This is a genomic window from Nucisporomicrobium flavum (assembly GCF_016464385.1).
Taxonomy (GTDB): Bacteria; Actinomycetota; Actinomycetes; order Mycobacteriales; family Micromonosporaceae; genus Actinoplanes; species Actinoplanes flavus_A.
Window position 1 is genome coordinate 317742 of record NZ_JADMLH010000010.1, and the last position, 22602, is coordinate 340343.

At 71.1% G+C, this 22602-nt stretch carries 15 protein-coding genes and 1 rRNA gene; 5 read left to right on the forward strand and 11 right to left on the reverse strand.

The features are described from left to right. Window positions 1-5 precede the first annotated feature (5 nt). From IT780_RS24735 to IT780_RS24745, 3 genes are read right to left on the reverse strand one after another with little or no spacing between them, the layout of a single operon-like run. Window positions 6-350 carry an STAS domain-containing protein gene (locus tag IT780_RS24735; RefSeq protein ID WP_199514028.1) on the reverse strand — a complete coding sequence of 115 codons (345 nt, stop codon included), beginning with the start codon at window positions 348-350 and terminating at the stop codon, window positions 6-8. Then, window positions 347-2848: a SpoIIE family protein phosphatase gene (locus IT780_RS24740; RefSeq protein WP_199514029.1), complete on the reverse strand. Its 2502-nt coding sequence runs from the start codon at window positions 2846-2848 to the stop codon at window positions 347-349. The genes IT780_RS24735 and IT780_RS24740 overlap by 4 nt, the downstream gene beginning before the upstream one ends. A 5-nt stretch (window positions 2849-2853) precedes the next feature. Continuing rightward, window positions 2854-3645, reverse strand: coding sequence for an alpha/beta fold hydrolase (locus IT780_RS24745; RefSeq protein WP_199514030.1), 792 nt, complete (start codon window positions 3643-3645; stop codon window positions 2854-2856). Between the two features lie 155 nt (window positions 3646-3800). Here IT780_RS24745 and IT780_RS24750 point away from each other — a divergent pair, with 155 nt between their 5' ends. Beyond that, the gene (locus IT780_RS24750) at window positions 3801-5240 is read left to right on the forward strand and encodes a hypothetical protein (RefSeq protein WP_199514031.1); all 1440 of its coding nucleotides are present in this window, start codon (window positions 3801-3803) and stop codon (window positions 5238-5240) included. Between the two features lie 9 nt (window positions 5241-5249). Then, the gene (locus tag IT780_RS24755) at window positions 5250-6719 is read left to right on the forward strand and encodes a cryptochrome/photolyase family protein (RefSeq protein ID WP_199514032.1); all 1470 of its coding nucleotides are present in this window, start codon (window positions 5250-5252) and stop codon (window positions 6717-6719) included. On the opposite strand, the gene IT780_RS24760 is transcribed toward IT780_RS24755, so the two are convergent. The 3 genes from IT780_RS24760 to IT780_RS24770 all read right to left on the reverse strand — a co-directional run bounded on the left by IT780_RS24760 (window position 6716) and on the right by IT780_RS24770 (window position 12438). Continuing rightward, complete coding sequence (locus tag IT780_RS24760; RefSeq protein WP_199514033.1) at window positions 6716-7396, reverse strand: lysophospholipid acyltransferase family protein; 681 nt, start codon at window positions 7394-7396, stop codon at window positions 6716-6718. The two genes, IT780_RS24755 and IT780_RS24760, sit on opposite strands and share 4 nt — an antisense overlap. A gap of 147 nt (window positions 7397-7543) precedes the next feature. Further along, a complete protein-coding gene (gene ileS, locus IT780_RS24765; protein WP_199514034.1) occupies window positions 7544-10657 on the reverse strand; it encodes an isoleucine--tRNA ligase in 3114 nt (1037 codons plus the stop codon). A gap of 230 nt (window positions 10658-10887) precedes the next feature. Then, window positions 10888-12438 (reverse strand): alkaline phosphatase D family protein, encoded by a 1551-nt coding sequence (locus tag IT780_RS24770; protein WP_199514035.1) that lies wholly within the window; start codon window positions 12436-12438, stop codon window positions 10888-10890. Between the two features lie 100 nt (window positions 12439-12538). On the opposite strand from IT780_RS24770, the gene IT780_RS24775 reads away from it, so the two are divergent. Then, complete coding sequence (locus IT780_RS24775) at window positions 12539-12988, forward strand: carboxymuconolactone decarboxylase family protein (protein WP_199514036.1); 450 nt, start codon at window positions 12539-12541, stop codon at window positions 12986-12988. Here the strand turns inward: IT780_RS24775 and ndk are convergent. Further along, window positions 12985-13404: a nucleoside-diphosphate kinase gene (ndk, locus tag IT780_RS24780; protein ID WP_199514037.1), complete on the reverse strand. Its 420-nt coding sequence runs from the start codon at window positions 13402-13404 to the stop codon at window positions 12985-12987. The two genes, IT780_RS24775 and ndk, sit on opposite strands and share 4 nt — an antisense overlap. Window positions 13405-16076: 2672 nt before the next feature. Between ndk and IT780_RS42815 the strand changes: the two genes are divergently transcribed. After that, the gene (locus IT780_RS42815; RefSeq protein ID WP_307831356.1) at window positions 16077-16616 is read left to right on the forward strand and encodes a VOC family protein; all 540 of its coding nucleotides are present in this window, start codon (window positions 16077-16079) and stop codon (window positions 16614-16616) included. A 239-nt stretch (window positions 16617-16855) separates the two neighbouring features. Here IT780_RS42815 and IT780_RS24790 read toward each other — a convergent pair whose 3' ends face one another. From IT780_RS24790 to IT780_RS24800, 3 genes are all read right to left on the reverse strand, one after another. Continuing rightward, entirely contained in the window at window positions 16856-17287 is a 432-nt protein-coding gene (locus IT780_RS24790; RefSeq protein WP_199514039.1) for a DUF4233 domain-containing protein, read from the reverse strand. Continuing rightward, entirely contained in the window at window positions 17284-18609 is a 1326-nt protein-coding gene (locus IT780_RS24795) for a bifunctional folylpolyglutamate synthase/dihydrofolate synthase (protein WP_199514040.1), read from the reverse strand. Before IT780_RS24795 ends, IT780_RS24790 begins: the two co-directional genes overlap by 4 nt. A 163-nt stretch (window positions 18610-18772) precedes the next feature. After that, window positions 18773-21412, reverse strand: coding sequence for a valine--tRNA ligase (locus tag IT780_RS24800; protein ID WP_199514041.1), 2640 nt, complete (start codon window positions 21410-21412; stop codon window positions 18773-18775). 79 nt (window positions 21413-21491) lie between these two features. Here IT780_RS24800 and IT780_RS24805 point away from each other — a divergent pair, with 79 nt between their 5' ends. After that, window positions 21492-22160, forward strand: coding sequence for a hypothetical protein (locus IT780_RS24805; protein WP_199514042.1), 669 nt, complete (start codon window positions 21492-21494; stop codon window positions 22158-22160). A gap of 130 nt (window positions 22161-22290) precedes the next feature. Here IT780_RS24805 and rrf read toward each other — a convergent pair. After that, a 5S ribosomal RNA gene (rrf, locus tag IT780_RS24810) occupies window positions 22291-22407 on the reverse strand. Window positions 22408-22602: the final 195 nt, after the last annotated feature.

Sequence of the window (22602 nt, forward strand, 5' to 3'; positions counted from 1 at the left end):
GCGGGCTAGCGGTTCACCTCTTCCGCGGCCTGGCGCAGGTTCGTGGCCAGAAGATCATCTCGGAACGCGCACAGCTGAAGCGTCATCCGGGCCGGCCCCGACTCGCCCACCACCAGCCGGATCGGGGTGCCGTTGCGATCCAGGTCACCCACGAGCGAGTCGAGCAGCCGCACGCCCGCGCTGTCCAGGAACGAGACGGCGGTCAGGTCGATGAGCACCGCGCCGGCCCGGCCGGTGTGCCGCACGATCTCGCGGCCGATCGCCGGGGCGTTCGCCAGGTCGATCTCACCCGTGAGGCGGACCACCGCGGCGTCGCCAACCTTCGCGAAGGTCACCCACTGGTCGGTCATCGCGCCTCTCCGCGGGAACGCCGCATGGTCACTGTCGTGCCGTCCGTACGGTCGAATGTCACGTCGTCCATCACCTGGTGGATCAGTTGCAGGCCGCGCCCGCGGGACAGGTCGGCGCCCGCCGCCTGCCAGTCGCCGCGATCGGTCACGCGGATCTCGACGGCCTCCTCGGAGATCGTCGCGGTGACGTCGACGATGCCGAACGGGTCGTTGCGGTAGCCGTGCTCGATGGCGTTCGCGACCGCCTCCGAGCCGGCCAGCAGCACCGCCTGGGTGCACTCCTCGTCGAGGCCGTGCGACAGGAGCCAGCCGCGCAGATCCTTGCGGAGCAGCGCTATCTGCACCGGGTCGGCGCCGATGGAGCGCTCCAGCCGGTCCTCGGTGCCGATCGCCAGGCAGAGCAGGCAGACGTCGTCGCCGTGCTCGCGGCCGACAAGGCTCTGCGCCAGGCCGGCGGTGAGGCCGGGCAGCGGGGCGTCGCGCCGGCCCGCGTACGCCCGGGCCAGCATCTCGAAGCCGGCGTCGATACGGCGGTTCCGGCGCTCGATCAGCCCGTCGGTGTAGAGCAGCACCCTGGTGCCGGCCGCCAGCGGCGTACGGTGCTCGATGCGCGTCCGGCGCCCGGCGTGCGAGCCGAGCGCACCGGAACGGCCGTCGAGCAGGTAGCGCGGGGAGCCACCCGGCTCGGCGAGCAGCGGCGGCAGATGCCCCGCGCAGGCGTACGTCATCTCGCGGGTGCTCAGGTCGACCTCGGCGTACGCGACTGTGGCCATGCGCGCCGACTCGACCCGTTCGACGAACCGGTCCAGGCGTTCCAGCAGCCGGGCCGGGCCGGCCTCCGCCGAGGCGAGGGCGCGGATCGCGCTGCGCAGCTGGCCCATGGTGGTGGCCGCGTCGATGCCCCGCCCGACCACGTCGCCGACGACCACGGCCAGCTTGTCCGGGGTGATCAGGAACGCGTCGAACCAGTCACCGCCGACCTCGAGATCGTGGGCGGCCGCCTGGTAGTGGGTCTCGACGGCGAAACGCGGGTCGCTCGGCACGTCGCCGGCGAGCAGGCTGCGCTGCAGCGTCCGGGCGATGGCCCGTTCCTGCTCGTAGAGCCGGGCGTTCTCCAGCGCGAGCGCGGCGCGGTCGGCCAGGTCGGTGAGGAAGGCGGTCTCCTCGGCGGTACGCCGGCCCGCGGCCGACCGCAGCGCGAGGGTGCCCAGCACCTTGCCGCCCACGCTCAGCGGCAGCACGGCGCAGTCGAGGCCGGCGCCGGGCTCGGCGAACTCGGCCTTGCCGTTGGCCACGACCAGGGCGGTCCGCTCCGCGAGCCGGTCCGGGTCGGGCTCGGGACCGCCGGCGTCGGCGACCAGGCCGGCCGGGCCGATCTGCAGGCGTACGGCGGCCCACTCGGCGATCTCGGGGACCAGCCGCTCGGCCAGGCGCCGGGCCCGGGGCATGAGCCGCTGCAACTCCTCGAGGGAGCGGGTGGTCTCGGCGAGGAACGTGGCGCGCGCCTCGCGGCGGCGGGCGGCGTCGTAGAGGCGGGCACGGTCCAGCGCCTGCCCGACCTGATGGCCCAGGAGCCGGACGACGCGCAGCTCGCTGTCGCTGAGCTCGCGCTCCTCGGTGAAGCCGAAGCAGAGCACGCCGAGCACCTCGGCGCCGATCGCCTCACCCGCGAGGCCGGCCGTGAGCGGAAGCATCACCGCCGTCCGGTATCCGGCCGGGCGCATGGCCTCCCCGAGTACCGGGAAGTGTTCCTCCGCCTCCGCGATCGAGCCGAAGACGTGCAGGTCGCCGCGGCGGGCGACCTCGGCGACCGGGTTCGGCGAGCCGAGCGGGATGTCGGGGTACTCGATGGCCTCGGGCCGGCTGCCGGCCAGCGCGATGAGCTGGTCGCTGTCGGCGTCGACGAGCCACACGCTGCTGCCCGCGGCGCCGAACGCCGCGGCGGGCGCCCCGATCACCGCCTCGGCGACCTCGGCGGCCGTGGGCGCGGCGGCCAGGTCGGCGACGACCTGCTGCAGCGCGCGGACGCGCTTCTCGGACGCCTCGGCCGCCCGCCGGGCGGTGAGCAGCTCCCGCTCGTACTGCCGGCGGTCGGTGGCTTTGAAGATCATGGTCCGCACCACCCGCGGCAGGCCGGCGGGGTCGCGGCCGAGCGCCGCGTTGACCAGGATGGGCAGCTGGGTGCCGTCCGCACAGATCAGCTCCAGCGCCAGCTCGTGGACGCCGTCCTGCATGGCCAGCAGCGGCGCGTAGTGCGTCTCGTAGAAGATCCGGTCGCCGGCGCCGAGCAGGTCACGGAACCGCCGCCGGCCGACCAGCTCGGCGCGGTCGTAGCCGGACCAGGCCAGGAACGTCCTGTTGACCCGGACGATCGTGCCGTCCGGCAGGGTCGTCAGGTAGCCGCACGGCGCGTTCTCGTAGAGGTCCCCGGGCTCCTCCTCCCAGGGCACCCGCAGGTCCTGCGTCACGTCCGGCCCACCACCGCCGTTCTCCGTCATGAATCTCAGACGTACGCCTTGATGGCGGCCACGGTCTCGGCCGGGGCGCTGAGGTTCGGGCAGTGCCCGGTCGCATTCATGGCCACCAGTGTGCTCCCCTTCAGGTGCGCGTGCACATAGTCGCCCACCGCGGCGGGCGCGATGACGTCGTCGGTGCACTGCAGGATCAATGCGGGCGTACGCACTTTTGCGAGGTCCCCGCGGTTGTCGGACAGGAACGTCACGCGCGCGAACTTCTTGGCGATCTCGGGGTCGGTGGCGCAGAAGCTGTTGGTCAGCTCCTGGCCGAGCTCCGGGCGGTCGGGATTGCCCATGATGACCGGCGCCATCGCGCTGGACCAGCCCAGGTAGTTGCTGTCCAGGGACTCGAGCATCGACTCGATGTCGCTGGTACGGAAGCCGCCGACGTAGTCCGCCGTGTCGATGTACCGGGGCGAGGGGCCGACGAGGATGAGCTTGGCGAAGCGGTCGGGTTCCCGCGCGGCGGCGAGCACACCGATCATGGAGCTCACCGAGTGCCCGACGAAGATGACGTCGTGCAGGTCGAGGTCGTGGATGATCTCCAGCACGTCGGACGCGTACCCGTCGAGCGTCGCGTAGCGCCGGTCGTCGTACGCCCGCAGATCCGACCGCCCGGCGCCGACGTGGTCGAACAGCACCACCCGGTGCGTGCCGGTGAACTCGGGTGCCACGAACCGCCACATGTTCTGGTCGCAGCCGTAGCCGTGGGCGAACAGCATCGGCTGCCCGTCCGGCTTCCCGCTGATGGTGATGGCGTGTCGCTGAATCGTGCTCATGTACGGGTCACCACGGGGTCACCATACGACTCCGTACCGTCGGCCACATCACCCCCCGTGTCCGTTCCCCGGAACGATCTCGCGCCGGGCGAGGTGGCGGGACGCTTCTAACCTGGCGCTACGGGGCCCTGAGCAGAGCGGGAGGAGATCGACGGATGACCGACCAGCAGCCGGGTGATCCGGCGGCGGGCGAATCCGACCACCACCCGGACGCCGCGGCCCCGGGCGGCACCCCGGACCCGACCCGCATCGACCCGGCCGGCCGCACGCCCGAGCCACCCACCGCCGCGGAGCCACCCACCGCCGCCGAGCCACCCACCGCCGCGGAACCACATACGGCCGCCGAGCCGCCCACTGCGGTGGCCGAAGACGTGCCGGAACGCTGGAGCGGATCCGCGGCTGTGCCGCCACCCACGCCGAAGAAGTCGCGCTGGTCCCGCCGCCGGCCGCAGCAGGACATTCCGGCGGTGGACCCGTGGGCGGACAGTGAGGACTGGTCGGCGACCCCGCCTGTGGACCCGTGGGCCGATCACGACACCCCGCTCGACGTCATGGAGCCGTTCCCGGAGGCGCTGCCACCCACCCGCATCGACGCCCCCCGCGCGGAGCTGCCGCCGACCCGCATGGAGAGCCCGCTACCCCCGACCAGGGTCGAACCCCCGGCGAGCCCGGCCCCCGCACCCCCACCGGCCGCGGCCGCAGGCCCCGCATCCAGCGCCCCGCCTTCGGAGCGCCGCGGCTGGCTCCGCAAGCGCCGCACGAACCCGGGCGCGGAGAAGGCCCAGCCCAGCCCCGCGCCCCCGCCGGCGTGGGCACCACCGGGCCCCGCTCTCCCGGCCGCCTACGCCGAACGCGCCCGCCCACTCCCGCCGCCGCCGGCGAAGGGCCGGAAGCGGCACAAGCAGGCCCCGCCGCCCCCACCCGCCTGGCGCCCACCGCAGGCCGCCGGCCCGCACCGGCCACCGCAGCCCGGCGGACCACACCGGCCGCTGCCGCCACCGCCGCGCCGCAAGCGCCGCTGGGGCCGGCGCCTGCTCATGTTCACCCTGCTCAGCGCCCTGTGCTGCTGCGGCGTACCCGGCTACTTCCTCTGGCCGGCCGCCCAGCAATATCCGGTCTCGGCGGTGCTGCCGTCCTCGGTCGCCGACTTCGACCTGCGCGACGACGGCGCCAGCAAGCGGGCGGTGGAACGCCTCGCCGACCAGGTCGGAGGTCTGAGCCTGGTGTCGGGTGACGTGTTCGCCGGCATGTACGCCGACGGCAACGGCAAACGCGTCACGATCTTCGGCAGCACCGGCCTGCGCCTCACCCCGGAGGCGGATGTCGAGGCGGAGCTGAGCCACCTCACCGACGAGTATCAGATCAAGGACGTCGAGGCGTACGACCTGGGCGAGACCGGCGTGCACGAGCGCTGCGGCGTCGGCCGGTCCGGCGGTGACACCGTGGTGGTCTGCGCCTGGGCCGACCGCGGCAGCCTCGCCACCGTGGTGCTGACCCGCCGGTCGGCGGCCGAGAGCGCCCGGCTCACCGGGGTCTTCCGCGACGTCCTGCTGCATCCGCGGATCGGGAGGAATGCGCAGCTCAGCCAGGGGTAGAACGTCGGCATGACGAGGCGCTGGATCTTCGCCGACCAGCTCGGCCCGCACTTCCTCGACCACCCGCGGCAGCCGGTGCTGCTGATCGAGTCGAAGGCGGTGTTCCGCCGGCGCCGCTTCCACCGGCAGAAGGCGCACCTGATCCTCTCCGCGCTCCGGCACCGGGCCGCCGAGCTGGGCGACCAGGCCGAGTACGCCCGCGCGGACACGTACGGCGAGATCGTCCGCGCGCACCCCGACGAGCTGAGCGTCTGCCATCCGACGTCCCGGGCCGCCCGCGAGCTCGTGCAGCGGCTGGACGTCGAGCTGTTGCCGCCGCGCGGTTTCGCCACGGCGCCCGGGGACTTCGTGGCGTGGGCGCAGGGCCGCAAGCACCTGCGGATGGAGGAGTTCTACCGCGACGCCCGGCGCCGGCACGCGGTGCTGATGGACGGCGACGAGCCGGTGGGCGGCAAGTGGAACCTGGATGCGGACAACCGGGAGCCGCCGCCCCGCGGGGCACAGAAGCTCGACGTCCCGCCGCCGCCGCGGATCCGTGAGGACGACATCGACGCCGAGGTCCGCGCGGATCTCGACCGGTGGGAGCGCGACGACGGCGTCGAGTTCATCGGCCGGGACGGTCCGCGGCAGTTCCCCGCGACCCGGCGGGAGGCGCTGGCCCGGCTGCGCCACTTCGTCACCCATCGGCTCGGCGCGTTCGGGCCGTACGAGGACGCGATGCTGGCCGGCGACCCGTGGATGGCGCACAGCATGCTCAGCGCCCCGCTGAACCTCGGCCTGCTGGACCCGCTGGAGATCGTCGAGAAGGCGGAGGGTGCGTACCGGTCGGGTGCCGCGCCGCTGAGCAGCGTCGAGGGCTTCGTCCGGCAGATCATCGGCTGGCGTGACTTCATTTGGCACCTGTACTGGCACTTCGAGCCCACCTACCGGGCCTCGAACGAGTTGCACGCCGACGACGCGATCCCGCGCTGGTTCGCCGAGCTGGACGCGGACGCCGTCGAGGCGCGCTGCCTGTCCGACGTGCTGGCCGGCGTCCGCGACCGCGGCTGGGTGCACCACATCCCGCGGCTGATGGTGCTGGGCAACTACGCGTTGCAGCGGGGCTGGAAGCCGGGCGCCCTGTCCGACTGGTTCCACCGGGCGTTCGTCGACGGGTACGAGTGGGTCATGACCGCGAACGTTGTCGGCATGAGCCAGTACGCGGACGCCGGCCGGATGAGCACGAAGCCGTACACGGCCGGCGGCGCGTACATCAACCGGATGAGCGACTACTGCGGCGGCTGCCGGTACGACCCGAAGGTCCGCGTGGGTGAGAACGCGTGCCCGTACACCGCGGGCTACTGGGCTTTCCTGCAGCGCAACGAGGGCCGGTTGCGCGCCAACCACCGCATGCGCCGCCCGATGCAGGGCCTGGACCGGCTCCCGGACGTCGAGGCGCTCGTCGAGCAGGAACGGGCCCGCGGCGACAGAGCTCCCTAGGCCTCTTCGGGCGCTGCACGCGGCGGCGCGTAGCGCGGCACGTACTCCTGGCCGGTGAGCTTCTGGATCTCGGCGATGACCTCGTCGGTCAGCGCACGCAGCGCGGTCCGGTCGTTCGGGCGCCCGGCGACCGGGATCGGCTTGCCGAACTTCACGACGACCTTGCCCTTGCCGAGCTTCGGGTACGGCTGCCCGATGGGCTGCACCTTGTCCGTACCCGCCATGCCGACCGGGATGATCGGCACCCCGGCCGCCACCGCCAGCCGCGCCACGCCCGTTCGCCCTCGGTAGAGCCGCCCGTCCGGGGAGCGGGTGCCCTCCGGGTAGATCGCGACGAGGTCGCCGGCCTTGAGCACCGGGATCGCGCCGTCGAACGCGGTGAGCGCCGCCCGGCCACCGGCCCGTTCGACCTTGATCGCGCCGAGGCCCTCCATCAACCACTTGGTGGCGTTCCCGCGGAGGCCGCCGCCCCGGAAGTATTCGGACTTGGCCCAGAACGCGATGTGCCGCGGGACGGTGGAGCCGAGGAACAGCTCGTCGGCGACGGACAGGTGGTTGCCGGCCAGGATCGCGCCGCCGGTCGCGGGGATGTTCTCGAGACCTTCGACGTGCGGCCGCCAGCCGAGCTTCATCACGTTACCGACTGTGACCTTGCCGATCGAGTAGAGCAGCGGCAACGTGTTCCTCCGGCGGGGACGTGCAGCGAAAAAGCGGGGGGCGCAGAGACATTATCCGACGTCAGGGCCGTCAACCCGTTGATCTTGGATGCCGGGCTCGGCATTTACCGCGCAACACGGCAAATGCCGAGCCCGGCGAGGCGTGTCTCACACGGCGCGGGTCACCGAGACGGTCACCGTCTCGCCCTCGCCGGCCTCCCCCGCGAAGCCCCCGGCCACCTCACCGAAGGTCAGCGACGTCGCGAGCGTCTCCGCGGCCACGAAGTCGCGGTGCGCGTCGACCGCCTGCTCCACTGCCGCGGACCCGGCCAGGGTCAGCGCGATGCGGTCCGAGACGTCCAGGTCGGCGTCGCGGCGGGCCTGCTGCACGACGCGGATGACGTCGCGGGCCAGGCCCCCGGCCGCCAGTTCGGGGGTGACCTCGGTGTCCAGGACGACCACGCCCCGGCCCGCGGGCAGCGGCGCCGAGTTGTCCGCGTCGGCGGCGACGAGCTTGAGCTCGTACTCGCCCTCCTGCAGGGCGACGCCGGCCGCGACCGGCGCGCCGTCCACCAGCTCCCAGTCGCCGGCCTTGACGGCCTTGATGACCTGCTGGACCTGCTTACCCAGGCGCGGGCCGAGGGCCCGCGGCACCACGGTCAGAACCTGCCGGGAGTACGCGCTGACGTCGCCGCTGAACAGCACGTCCTTGACGTTGACCTCGTCGGCCAGCAGGTCCTTGAACGCCTCGAGGCCCGCGGCGTCCGGGGTGGCGACGGTCAGCTTCGCCAGCGGCAGCCGTACCCGCAGCGCCTTGGCCTTGCGCAGCGAGAGGGCCGCCGACGCCGCGTCCCGGATCGCGTCCATGGAGGCCACGAGCTTGTGATCGGCGGGGAACGCGTCGGCCTGCGGCCAGTCGGTCAGGTGCACCGAACGGCCGCCGGTCAGCCCGCGCCAGATCTCCTCGGTGGTCAGCGGCGCGAGCGGGGCGAGCACCCGGCACAGCACCTCGAGCACGGTGGCGAGGGTGTCGAACGCGTCGGCGTCGCCCTCCCAGAACCGGTCACGGGAGCGGCGCACGTACCAGTTGGTCAGCGCGTCCAGGTACGCCCGCACCGACCCCGCGGCGCTGGAGATGTCGTAGTCGTCCATCTTCGCCTGGACGTCCGCGACCAGCTCGTTCGTCTTCGCCAGGATGTACCGGTCCAGCAGGTGCGTGGAGTCGGTACGCAGCGTCGCCGTGTGCCCCGAGGCGTTCGCGTACAGGCTGAAGAAGTACCAGACGTTCCACAGCGGAAGCAGCACCTGCCGTACGGAATCCCGGATCGCCGTCTCGGTCACGGGCATGTCCCCGCCCCGCAGCACCGGCGACGACATGAGCATCCAGCGCATCGCGTCGGAGCCGTACGAGTCGAACACCTTGTAGACGTCGGGGTAGTTCCGCAGGCTCTTGGACATCTTGCGCCCGTCCTCGCCGAGCAGGATGCCGTGGCTGAGGCAGTTGCGGAACGCGGGCCGGTCGAACAGCGCGGTGGCCAGCACGTGCATGGTGTAGAACCAGCCGCGGGTCTGGCCGATGTACTCGACGATGAAGTCGCCCGGGTAGTGGTGCTCGAACCAGTCCTTGTTCTCGAACGGGTAGTGCACCTGCGCGAACGGCATCGACCCGGACTCGAACCAGCAGTCGAGCACCTCCGGCACCCGGCGCATCGTCGACTTCCCGGTCGGGTCGTCCGGGTTGGGCCGGGTCAGCTCGTCGACGTACGGGCGGTGCAGGTCGGTGACCTTCACCCCGAAGTCGCGCTCCAGCTCCTCGAACGAGCCGTACACGTCGACCCGCGGGTAGGTCGGGTCGTCGGACTTCCACACCGGGATCGGCGAGCCCCAGAAGCGGTTCCGCGAGATCGACCAGTCGCGGGCGTTGGCCAGCCACTTGCCGAACGAGCCGTCCTTGATGTGCGCGGGCGTCCAGGTGATCTCCTGGTTGAGCTCGACCATCCGGTCCCGGAACGTCGTGACCGCCACGAACCAGGACGACACGGCCTTGTAGACCAGCGGGGTGTCGCAGCGCCAGCAGTGCGGGTACGAGTGCGTGTACCCCTCGTGCCGCAGCACCAGCCCGCGTCCCTTGAGGTCGGCGATGATCGGCTTGTTCGCCTCGAAGACCTGCACGCCCTGCCACGGCCCGACCAGCGCCGTGAACCGGGTGTGCTCGTCCACGGTCACGATGGTCGGGATGCCGGCGGCGTTGCAGACGTTCTGGTCGTCCTCACCGAAGGCGGGCGCCTGGTGCACGACCCCGGTGCCGTCCTCGTCGCTCACGTAGTCGGCGGCCAGCACCTGAAAGGCGTTCGGCCCGGCCCGCTCGACGAGGAAGTCGAACATCGGCGTGTACCGGCGGCCGGCCAGCTCGCTGCCGCGTACCGTCCCGACCTGCTCAAAACCTTCGAGCTCTTTCGCGTACGCCGAGACGCGCCCCGCCCCCAGGATGACCTTCCGGCCGTCCTTCTCCAGCACGGCGTACTCGATGTCGGGGCCGACGGCGAGCGCGAGGTTCGACGGCAGCGTCCACGGCGTGGTGGTCCACACCGCGATGTCCTCGCCGGTCTCCAGGCGGAAAGTGACGGTCAGCGCCGGGTCCGTACGGTCCCGGTACACGTCGTCCATGCGCGTCTCGGTGTTCGACAGCGGCGTCTCGCACCGGAAGCAGTACGCGAGCACCCGGAAGCCCTCGTACACCAGGCCCTTGTCGTGCAGGGTCTTGAACGCCCACATGACCGACTCCATGTAGCTGGGGTCGAGGGTCTTGTAGTCGTTGCCGAAGTCGACCCAGCGCGCCTGGCGCGTGACGTACCGCTCCCAGTCCTTGGTGTAGGTCAGCACCGACGTGCGGCAGGCCTCGTTGAACTTGTCGACGCCCAGCTCGAGGATCTGCGCCTTGGTGCTGATGCCGAGCTGCTTCTCGGCCTCGACCTCGGCGGGCAGCCCGTGGGTGTCCCACCCGAAGCGGCGTTCGACGTGCTTGCCGCGCATGGTCTGGTACCGCGGGACCACGTCCTTGACGTACCCGGTGAACAGGTGGCCGTAGTGCGGCAGCCCGTTGGCGAACGGCGGGCCGTCGTAGAAGACGTACTCGTTGCTGCCGTCCTGCCCGGCCGGGCGCTGGTCGACGGAGGCCTCGAAGGTCTTGTCGGCCGCCCAGTGCTCGAGCACGGCCCGCTCGACCGCGGGCAGGTCCGGGCTCGCGGGCACGACGCCGTCGGTGTGCTGCGGATACGCCATCGGTGGTTCGCTCTCCTCGCAGGTCACGTGGACTGCGAGGACGAGCCTGGGCCCGCGGTACCACCTCGCTTGACGGCCCATGCGAGCCGCCCGCTCATTCGCCGGCTGGGGTGCGGGCCGGTGCCGCCCGGTTCTACTGAGACCTGGACAGGTCCGTTCTTCCGGAGGCTCCCCGGTGATGGCCGGATCGACGCCTGCAGGAGACAACGATACCGGCCCGCAAATGTTCCCTACCGCCGACGGGGCGCCTTCAGCGTGGTCGACCAGAGCGACACGCCGTCACGATCGCGCAGGTCGACCCGGAAGTCGCCGGTGCGGCCGTCGATCCGCACCTCGCCGAAGTGCTGGTACCCCTCCGCCGGCGACGCGTTCGCCACCGGCGGGGTGTGGATGAACGCGGTGTCCGGCCCGAACGTCGCGTCGAGCTTGTTCGGCCCGAACGCCCCGGCGTGCGCCGGCCCGGAGACGAACTCCCAGAACGGCGTGAAGTCCTGCACAGCCGCCCGCGCCGGGTCGTAGTGGTGCGCGGCCGTGTAGTGCACGTCCGCGGTGAGGAAGACGATCCCGGTCACCCCGGCGCGGTGCGCCTCCTGCAGGACCTGCGCGAACTCGAGCTCCCGCCCCTTCGGCGCGCCCGGGTCACCCTGCGCGACACCCTCCTGCGCGGCGGGCCCGTCCGGCACGACGACGCCGAGCGGCAGGTCGTTGGCGATCACCTTCCAGGTCGCCCGCGACTCCTTCAGCCCGCGGATCAGCCATTCCCGCTGCTCACTGCCGAGCAGCCCACGCTTCGGGTCGGCATGGACATTGCCGTCGTTCGGGTCCTTGAAGGTGCGCATGTCCAGCACGAAAACATCCAGAAGCGGACCGTACGGGATCACGCGATGAACCGGTCCCGACTGCGACGGAATCGGAACCCACTCGTGGTACGCCTGATGCGCGCGAGCCGCCAGGACGTCCACCCGCTTCTCGGTGTACCGCGCGTCGTCGAGGATCTCCCCGGGATACCAGTTGTTCAGCACCTCGTGGTCGTCCCACTGGTTCACCTGCGGCACCTCCGCGGCGAACGCCCGGTACGCCTCGTCCAGCAGGTTGTACGCGTACTGCCCTCGGTACTCGGTCAGCGTCTCCGCGACCTTGGACTTCTCCTCGGTCATCAGGTTCCGCCAGATCCGCCCGTCCGGCAGCGTCACCTGGGCGCTCAGCGGGCCGTCCGCGTACACCGTGTCGCCGCTGTGCAGCAGGAAGCCGGGGCGCCGGGCCCGCATCGACTCGAAGATCTTCAGTCCCCCGTACGCCGGGTCGATGCCCCAGCCCTGCCCGACCACGTCACCGGTCCAGACGAACGAGACGTCCTGCCGCCGGGTGGGTGCGGTGCCGAGCTGCCCGTCGACGGGCTCGCTGAGCAGGCCGGGACGGTCGAGGCTCTCCACCCGTACGGAAAAGAACAAGCGCTCCCCCGGCGGCAGCCCGCGCAGCCGCACCTTGCCGGTGAAGTCGGTGTCCGGGGTGAGTACCGGGCCGCGGATGCGGCGCGCACCCCGCAGGTCGGGGCGGCGGCTCACCTCGACCCACATCCGGCCCGGCCGGTCGGCCCGGGTCCACACGACGGCGGAGGAGGCGGTGGCGTCGCCGCTCTGCACGCCGTGGGTGATGACGGGACGGCTGGCGCTCCACCCGCTCCAGGGTCCGCCGGCGAGCGCGGACCCGGCGGGCAGGGCGCTCAGCACACCACCGGCGAGGCCGGCGCGCAGCAGGCTGCGTCGATCGATCGAGGTCATGAGGCAGGTCTATCGGCCGGACATGAATCCCCGGTGAATGTCACATCGCGGCGGCCTGACTCGTCCAGGTACCGACAACGCACCCCACCAGGAGGAACACATGCCCCGCTTGACGATCGACAAAGTGGCACCGGGCGCGTACCGCGCGGTCTACGGCATGGAGAAGTACTGCCGCGAGAACGTCGACCCGACCCTGTACGAGCTGGTCAAGCTGCGCGCGTCCATGGTCAACGGCTGCTCGTTCTGCACCGACATGCACAGCACCGAGGCGCTGAAGATGGGCGAGTCCAGCCGCCGGCTCTTCGCGGTAGCGGCCTGGCACGACGCACCCTTCTTCACCGCGAAGGAGCGCGCCGCGCTGGCTCTCACGGACGCGGTGACCCGCCTCGGCGAGCACGGCGTCCCGGACGAGGTCTGGGAGCCGGCCGCCAAGGAGTTCACCGAGGAGGAACTGGGCAACCTGCTGATGGCCATCGCGACCATCAACGTCTGGAACCGGCTCTCCATCGCCGTCCAGAACGAGCCGCCCGCGCTGGAAGAGGCCGCCTAGAGCTTGGGGAACCAGAGCGCGAGCTCGCGGGCCGCGCTCTCCGGGGAGTCGGAGGCGTGCACCAGGTTCTCCCGGTTGGACAGCGACAGGTCGCCGCGGATCGTCCCCGCGGCGGCCTTGCGCCCGTCGGTGGCGCCGACCAGCGTCCGCACGACGGAGATCACCTCGTCGCCGGAGAGCACCAGCGCGGCCAGCGGCCCGCCGGTCATGAACTCCTTGAGCGGCGGGTAGAACGCCTTGTCGACGTGCTCGGCGTAGTGCTGGTCGGCCAGCCCCGCGTCCATGGTCCGCAGCTCGAGCGCCTCGATGACCAGGCCCTTGCGCTCGAACCGGCCGAGGATCTCCCCGAGCAGACCGCGCCGCAGCGCGTCGGGCTTGACGAGCACGAGCGTCCGCTCGGCAGTGCTGGTGGACACGGGAAGGGCCTCCTGAGTGAGCACGTGACAAGCCGACACGCCGGGTACGCGGCCGGGAGGTCAGCCTATCGGTACGGTTTTCGGCCCGGGTGCCAACCGCCGGGTAGCGCCCTTTCCCCGGGTGCTCGCCGCTACGTAACCTCATGGGTAATCCCGGGAGGTCCACAGTGGCGAACCAGAACGGCAGGCCGGTAGCCCCGGCCCGCAAGGTCGTGGCCGCGGTGGTCGGCACCATCGCCGGCTTCGTGATGGTGTTCGGCCTCGGCATGTCGAGCTGGGCGATCGTCGCCCTGGGCGCGGCGATGCTCGCGCTGGCGATCGGCATCGGCATGGTCAACGTCGCGCGCCGCGGCGCCCGCGCCTGGGTGGCGGGCTCCGCCCAGGTCAAGGCGGTCTCGGACCCGCCCACGACGTCGATCTACGGCCGGGCCGAGCTCCAGGTCGTGATCATCGCCCCGGGCCTGCCGGCCCGGGAGGTGACGGTCCGCGACCCCCGCGTCCCGGTCGCCAAGTGGCCCCAGCCGGGCGACATGCTGCCGGTCACGGTCGACGTCGACGACATGCGCCGGGTGAAAATCGACTGGGAAGAGGCCGACACCCACGGCGCGACGGTCACCAACGTCCCGCCGGCCTTCTACGAGGAGGACCTGCCGGACGACGACCTCCTCGGCGGAGACCCGGAGCCACCCCCGTGGGCCACCCGAGACCGCCAATGGGGCCGAGGCCCGGACGAACCGCCCCCGCCGCCACCCCCAGCCCCCCGAACGGGCACCCTCGACGACGACATCCCACCCCCACCACCCCCAGCCCACGTGATCGTCCGCGACGACCCGGGCGGCCCGATCCTCGAAGGCCAGGTCGTGGAGGGCGACTACACCCAGCCCCTCCCCCAACGAGCCCGTACGGCCACAGCCACAGCCACACCGCCCACGCGCCCAGAACCCCGCCCAAGCCCTCGCCCCAGCCCGCGCCCCCGGCCCCGCCCGGCCCCCTCCCCAGAGACAGCCCCACCCCGAGACGCCGCAACCCCGACTGCTCCCCCACCGCAGCCCCCGGAACCTCCCACTGCCACCGCGGCCACCCCAGCCGCGCCGTCAGCGACCCCCGAAGCCCCAGCCCCCGAAGCCCCAGCCAGCGAAGCCCCAGCCCCCGCAGCCCCAGCCACCGCAGCCCCAGCCCCCGCAGCCCCAGCCACCAAGCCCCACGACACCGAGCCGGCGCGCCCCACAACCCCAGCCGCCCAGACGGCGACGCCCACAACCGCAGCTGAGCAGACGGCGTCACCCACAACCCCACCTGCGCCCGCCGAAGCCGTCACCAACTCTCCGGACGCCCCGGCAACGGCCGACCGCACCATCCCGGACGACCCGGAACCCCCCACAGGCCACCCGGCCGATCAAGCACCCCCCCACCTCCGCGACGACGACATCGACCTCCCCCTGGACGGCGACCCGGAACCACCCCCAGAAACCCAACTCCGCTCCCAGCAGGCACTGGCCACCGACATCCTGGCCCCGCCGCCAACCGAAACCCCCACCCGCGCCACCCCCGCGTCCGCACCCACAACCGGCCCTACCTCCGCGGCCGGCAGCGAGACGACCACCGGGTCGACCTCAGGCGGCCACCCCCCAACCCAGGCAAGAGCGGCCCGCCTCCTGGACACGGAATCCACCCGCCCCCCAGCCCCCAAGCCGCTGGACGACGACCTCCTGGGCGACCTCGAACCACCCCCCTGGCAGCAGCGCACCTCCCCCACCCCGGCCCCGGCACCCACGCGCCAACCGGCACCCGCGGCCATCCCAGAACCCGCCGCCACCCCCCAGGCCGACGACCCGGAACCCGCCGCCACCCCCCAGGCCGCCGCCCCCCAGGCCGCCGCCCCGGAACCCGCCGCCCCGCAGGCCGCCGCCGACCCGCAAACCGCCTCGCCCCCGCCCACCCGCCGGCCGGAAGTGCCCTCGTCGGCCACCCCGCAGCCTCAGCCGAGACCCGAAGGCCCCGATCCCCAAGCCACCCCCAGGACGGGCGTGGTAGCGGCATCGGCCCCCGCGGCCGACCACCCCACCCTCCGCCCGAAGCCGGCCGCCACCGGCCTGGCCGCAGCGGTCGCCGCAGGGGTATCAGCCATCAGCAACGCCTTCCGCTCCAGAAACGACCCCCGCCCCGAGGAGAACCACCCCGACCCCACCGCCCACGCAGAAGCAGCAGCCACCCCCCACCCAGCACCGCGACCCCACCCAGCACCGCGACCTCAACCGGCACCCCAACAGCCGTCCCCCCAACCACGCACGCCGCAACCGACCCCCCACCCCACCGCCGGCCAACCCCCACGCGCGCCGCAGCCCACCTCCCCCCACCCATCAGCGAAGCAGCCCACCCCCGAACCAACGACCCCCCAGCAAGCCGCCACCCACCCAGCACCGCAACCGACGGCCGCGCATGCAGCCGCGACCCACCAAGCACCGCAACCGACGGCCCCCGACGCAGCCGCCACCCACCAAGCACCGCAACCGACGGCCCCCGACGCAGCCACCACCCACCAAGCACCCCAACCGGCCCCGCCGCGACCCGACCCACAGCCCGTCGTGCCGCCCACCGCCGCGCAGCCCACGCACGACACGCAGCCCATGCAGCCGCCCTCGACTGCCACGCAGCCGCCGGCTCCCACTCCTGTGTCCACCACGCCGCCCCAGCCCCCGGAGCGCGCCGCCGAGAACGCTCCGCCGGCGGGCGAAGGTCAGCCCGGAAGCCCCTGGTCAGCCCTCGAAGGCGGCTTCGAACCGGACGACCGCACGAACGACCTCATCACCGCGTACCCGAGCGCCCGCCCCGGCCCGTCGGCAGCCATCCACGGCGTGGGCATCACGGTCCTGGTGACGAACCTCGACCGCTCGATCGCCTTCTACAAGGACATGCTCGGCTTCTACGTCATCGACGCGGGCTCAGCGAGCGCGGTCCTGGCCTCGGGAGACACCCGCCTCGTCCTGCGTACGGTCCACGACCTCTCCACCGTGGCCGGCCGCCTCATCCACCTCAACCTGGAGGTAGGCGACGTAGAAGCCGTGTACGAGGAGCTCAAGCGCAAAGGCGTGACGTTCGTCCACGGCCCCCGCCCGGTCAACCGCGGCGACAAGCTCGAACTCTGGGCGGCCTCATTCCGAGACCCGGACGACCACAACATCGCCATAACCCAATGGCGCGCCATCCGCTGACCACCCACAGCACAACGCGCCGAACCCAGCAAAGCTGACACAAGCGAAGCAGGCTGACGCCCAGCGAAGCACCACGAGAGACGGCCGCACGAGAGACGGCCGCCGGAGCACCAGCCCCGGCGGCCGTCACCATTCCAAAGACGCACAAGCGACGCCCGCACAGCGCCACCAACTACCACAACGCCGCGCCCGCCAGCGAGATCAGCCCAACCTCTAGCCGACCCCGCCGCGGCGATCCATCACCCCAGAATCGTCCGCCGCACATAGCTCGCATAAGCCCAGGCAGCCCCGAAGATGAGCCCCAAAGCAGCCAACGACCAATGCAGTAGCCCACACCCGAGCAACAGCACCTGAATCCCGGTACCCGCATGCCAGGCCCATGCCCGCCGCATACTCCCAGCCACCCCGGCGGCCAGAACGGCGAGCCCGACGACAGCCCCGATCCCCCACCCGCTCAAATCCCCGCCGAGAATCCGAATCGGCTGTATAGCAAGCAGCAGAACGATCGCCTCGAGCACCAACGTGCCGGCTCCGAGCCCCCGTACGGCCCCAGCCGGATTCCGAAGCCCCGACCGTGGCTCACCGGAAGCGGAACCGTCCTCCGAAGACCGCCCGGCAGAAGGAGAACCCGACTCCTCAGGCAAAGAGGAAGGCCCAGCCCCCTCACTCATTTCTTCAGCAGCTTCCGAGCATCCGCCACAGTCACCATGGACCCGGTGATGAGCACCCCAACCCCGCTCAGCTCCCCACCGGTGTCCTCCTCAGCCAGCACCACGGCCTCCTCGATGGCATCCGGCATCGTCTGCGCGACCGTCACCCGGTCCTCGCCGAAGATGTCCGACGCGATCTGAGCCAGCTCGTTGACCGGCATCGACCGCGGCGAGCTGTTCTGCGTCACCACGAGTCGCGCGACGACCGGTTCCATGAGGTCGAGCAGCCCGGACACGTCCTTGTCGCCGAGCACGGCGACGACCGCAACCAGGTGGCGGAACGCGAACTCCTCCTCCAGCGCGTTCACCGTCGCGGCCATGCCGTGCGGGTTGTGGGCGCCGTCGAGCAGGATCGTGGGCGCGCTGCGGACGCGTTCCAACCGGCCGGGAGAATCCACCCCCGCAAAGCCTTCGCGTACGAGCTCAGCCTCGAGCTGCCGCCCGCTCCCGGCTCCCAGGAACGCTTCGACGGCCGCGAGAGCCAGCGCCGCGTTCTGAGCCTGATGTGCGCCGAACAGCGGAAGGAACACCTCGTCGTACACGCCCCCCAGCCCCTGCAGGGTGAGCAGTTGCCCGCCGACCGCCTGGTCACGGCGGATCACCCCGAACTCGCTGCCCTCCCGGGCGAGCGTGGCACCCATCTGGGTACAGCGCTCCAGCAGCGGCCGCATCGCCTCCTCGGTCTGCACCGCGCTGATCACGGTCGCGCCCTGGTGGATGATGCCGGCCTTGGCCCAGGCGATGTCCTCGATCGTGTCGCCGAGCCACTCGGTGTGGTCGAGCCCGATCGGCGTGATGACGCAGACCCCCGCCTCGATGACGTTGGTGGCGTCCTCCTCACCGCCGAGCCCGACCTCGACCACGGCGATGTCCACGGGAGCATCCGCAAATGTCGCGTACGCCATGGCCGTGGTCATGTCGAAGTACGTCAGCGGCTCGGCCGCCCGCTTGTCGACAAGGTCGGCCAGCGGCGCCACCTCGTCGTACGTGGCAGCCAACCGCTCCTCGGACACCGGCTCCCCGTCGAGGCTGATCCGTTCCCGGACGGTCTCGAGATGCGGGCTGGTGTAGCGCCCGGTGTGCAGCCCGTGCGCCCGGAGCAGACTGTCGATCATGCGCGCGGTCGACGTCTTGCCGTTCGTCCCGGTCAGATGAATGGCCGGGTACGCCCGCTGCGGGCTCCCCAGCACATCCATGAGGTCCCGGATCTTCTGCATGTCGAACGCCATGCGGGTGAAGCCGCGCCCGTTCAGCGCGGCCACCACCTCGTCATACGTACTCATGCCACACCGACTTCCACGGACGGCCGCCCGCTCACGCGGCTGGTCTTCCCCGAGAACAACCTGCTCACGCGGCCCGCCAACACCGAGGACCGCCTGCTCACGCGGCCGGCCTCCCCCGAGAACAACCTGCTCACGCGGCCGGCCAACACCGAGAACCGCCCGCTCATGCGGCCGGCAGACTCTGCAGGGCCGCCGCGATCCGGGCCAGGTCGGCCTCCGCGGTTGCCAACCGGTCCTTGATCTTGGCCACCACGGGCTCCGGCGCCTTGCCGACGAACGCGGCGTTGTCGAGCTTCGCCCGGCACTGGGCCGCTTCCTTCTCGGCCGCCGCGCGGTCCTTCTCGAGCCGCGCCCGTTCGGCTGCGACGTCGATCGTCCCCCGGGTGTCGAGGTCCACGGTGATACCACCGGTGATGGCCAGCGTCGCCGTTGCGCTGAACTCGCTGGTCGGCGCGTCAAGCCGGGCCAGTGACCGGATCAACGGCTCGTGCGTGTCGATGCCGACATTGCCCAGCCCGGTGAGCGCCGCGCTGACCCGCTGGCCGGGGCGCAGGCCCTGGTCGGAGCGGAACCGCCGGACCTCGGTCACGACCTTCTGCAACGCGGAGATCTCCTCCTCGGCCGCGTCGTCGATCAGGGCGGTGTCCACCGTCGGCCACGAGGCCCGCACGATGGTCTCGGCGCCGGTCAGCACCGTCCACAGCTCCTCGGTGACGAACGGGATCACCGGGTGCAGCAGGCGCAGCAGCTGGTCCAGCACGTGCCCGAGCACCCGCCGCGTACGCGCCGCCTCCGCTCCGTCGGCAGCCAGGACCGGCTTGCTCAGCTCGACGTACCAGTCGCAGACGTCGTCCCACGCGAAGTGGTAGAGCGTGTCGCACACCTTCGCGTACTCGTACGCCGCAAACTGCTCGTCCACCTCACCGATGACGTGCTGCAGCCGCGACAGGATCCACTTGTCGACGGAGGACAGCTCACCGACCGGCGGCAGCTCGCCCTCGACGGTCGCCCCGTTCATCAGGGCGAACCGCGTCGCATTCCACAGCTTGTTGCAGAAGTTGCGCGAGCCCTGGCACCACTCCTCGCTGATCGGTACGTCCGAACCGGGGTTGGCGCCCCGCGCGAGCGTGAACCGGGTGGCGTCGGCGCCGTACCGGTCGATCCAGTCCAGCGGGTCCACGACGTTGCCGAACGACTTCGACATCTTCTTGCCGTGCCCGTCGCGGACCATGCCGTGCAGGTTCACCACGTTGAACGGCTGCACGTCCTCCATCGCGTACAGGCCGAACATCATCATCCGGGCGACCCAGAAGAACAGGATGTCGTACCCGGTGACGAGCACGCTGGTCGGATAGAACTTCGCCAGCGTGTCGGTCTGCTCAGGCCAGCCCATCGTGGAGAACGGCCACAGCGCCGACGAGAACCACGTGTCGAGCACGTCCTCGTCCTGCTTCCAGCCCTCGCCGGCCGGCGGCTCCTCGTCCGGCCCAACGCACACGACCTCGCCGTTCGGCCCGTACCAGACCGGAATCCGGTGCCCCCACCACAGCTGTCGCGAGATGCACCAGTCATGCATGTTGTCGACCCAGGCGAAGTACCGCTTCGACAGCTCGGCGGGCTCGATGGCCACGCGGCCGTCCCGCACGGCATCTCCGGCAGCCTTGGCCAGCGGACCGGTGTTCACGAACCACTGCAGCGACAGCCGCGGCTCCACCGTGGTCTTGCACCGAGAGCAGTGGCCGACGGAGTGCACGTAAGGCCGCTTCTCCGCGACGATCCGCCCCTGCTCGCGCAGCGCGTCCACCACCGCCGGCCGCGCCTCATAACGATCAAGACCTTCGAACGGCCCGGGTACGGTCACCACGGCCCGCTCGTCCATGATCGTGATGCTCGGCAGGTTGTGCCGCTGCCCGATCTCGAAGTCGTTGGGGTCGTGTGCGGGCGTGACCTTGACGGCACCGGTCCCGAAGCTCGGGTCCACGTGCTCATCCGCCACGATCGGGATGCGCCGGCCGGTCAGCGGCAGCTCCACCTCGGTCCCGACCATGTGCTTGTACCGCTCGTCATCCGGATGTACGGCCACAGCCGTGTCACCGAGCATCGTCTCCGCCCGCGTGGTGGCGACCACGATCGCGTTGTCCCCGTCGCCGTACCGGATCGACACGAGTTCGCCATCGTCCTCGGAGTGCTCGACCTCGATGTCACTGAGCGCGGTGAGGCACCGCGGGCACCAGTTGATGATCCGGTTGGCACGGTAGATCAGCTCATCCTCGTACAGCCGCTTGAAGATCGTCTGTACGGCCCGCGACAGCCCCTCGTCCATGGTGAACCGCTCGCGACTCCAGTCGACGGAGTCGCCGAGGCGCCGCATCTGCCCGAGGATCGCGCCCCCGGACTCGGCCTTCCACTCCCAGACCTTCTCGACGAACTTCTCGCGCCCGAGGTCGTGCCGGGACAGCTTCTGCGAGGCGAGCTGGCGCTCCACGACGTTCTGCGTAGCGATGCCGGCGTGGTCCATGCCGGGCAGCCACAGGACCTCGAAGCCCTGCATCCGCTTCAGCCGGCTGAGCGTGTCCTGGATGGTGTGGTCGAGCGCGTGCCCGATGTGCAGGGAACCCGTCACGTTCGGCGGGGGGATGACGATGGAGAAGGGCGGCTTGTCGCTCGCCGGGTCCGCCGTGAAGTAGCCGGCCGATACCCAGTGCTCGTACCGCCGCTGCTCTACCTCGCCCGGTTGGTACTGGGCGGAGAGGCCACCGGTGGGCCGGCTGTCGGGGGTACGGGTGTCGGTTGCTTCGGTCACCCGCCAAGTCTACGGAGCCCGCGGGGGTGACTCGCGGCCGCATGCCCTGCCTGTGGATAACTGTTGTTAGGCTCGCACGATGTCCGATCGTCCTGGCCCGATGTCCGATTCCCCGGCGGAGCCGGTCGAGATCGCACCGGAGCCGTTCACGCTCACCGAGCCCTCCGAGGCGAAGCCGGAGAGCAAGGAACCCAGGTCGCGGACCAAGACCATCGTGCTCGCCTCGCTCCTGGCGGCGAGCCTGGCCGGTGCAGGGATCATCGGGTACGCCGGCTGGCGCATCGCCTCGCAGAAGGACGCCACCCTCACGGCTCCCCAGCAGATCGGCGCCCTCAAGCTCGACACCAGTGACAACGGCAAGAGTACGGCCGACTACCTCCAGACGGCCCTTTCCGCGGAGGTCGACCTCGACAACGCCGTGGGAGCGGTCTACTCCGCAGGCGACGGCAAAGACGTCCTCTTCTTCGGCGGCACGACCCTGTTCTGGACCCCGGAGAGCGACCTCGACACCGCCTTCGACCTGGTCTCCGACGACCAAGGCGCGGTCACCGACCTTCACGGGGTCCCAGCCGGCCCTCTCGGCGGCACGATGAAATGTGGAACCACCAAATCCGACGGTACGGACATGCCAGTGTGCGGCTGGGCAGACCACGGAAGCCTCGCCCTAGCCATGTTCCCCGGCCGTACGCAGCCAGACTCAGCAAAGCTCCTCCAGGAGATTCGCTCCGCCGCGCAAACCCGCTCCTGACCTACCCCAGAAACGCAGAATGGCCGGTCCCGTGTAATCGGGCCGGCCATCACAACAAAGCAGGGCATACAAAAGAGTGACGCCCGTCCGGGACCTGTTAAGTCCTGGACGGGCGTCACCATCACGTTGAGTCCGGCGGCGTCCTACTCTCCCACACCCTCCCGAGTGCAGTACCATCGGCGCTGGAGGGCTTAGCTTCCGGGTTCGGAATGAGACCGGGCGTTTCCCCTCCGCTATAACCACCGAAACACCTATCAGCGGCACAACCACACATTCCCCAAACCCCACACCCTGGGGTTAGCCAGGGCGTGTTGGGGGGTGGTTGTTTGCTGTGAATCACACAGTGGACGCATATCGAGCACCAAATTTTAGGTGGTTAAGCCCTCGGCCTATTAGTACCGGTCGACTGAACCAGTTACCTGGCTTACATCTCCGGCCTATC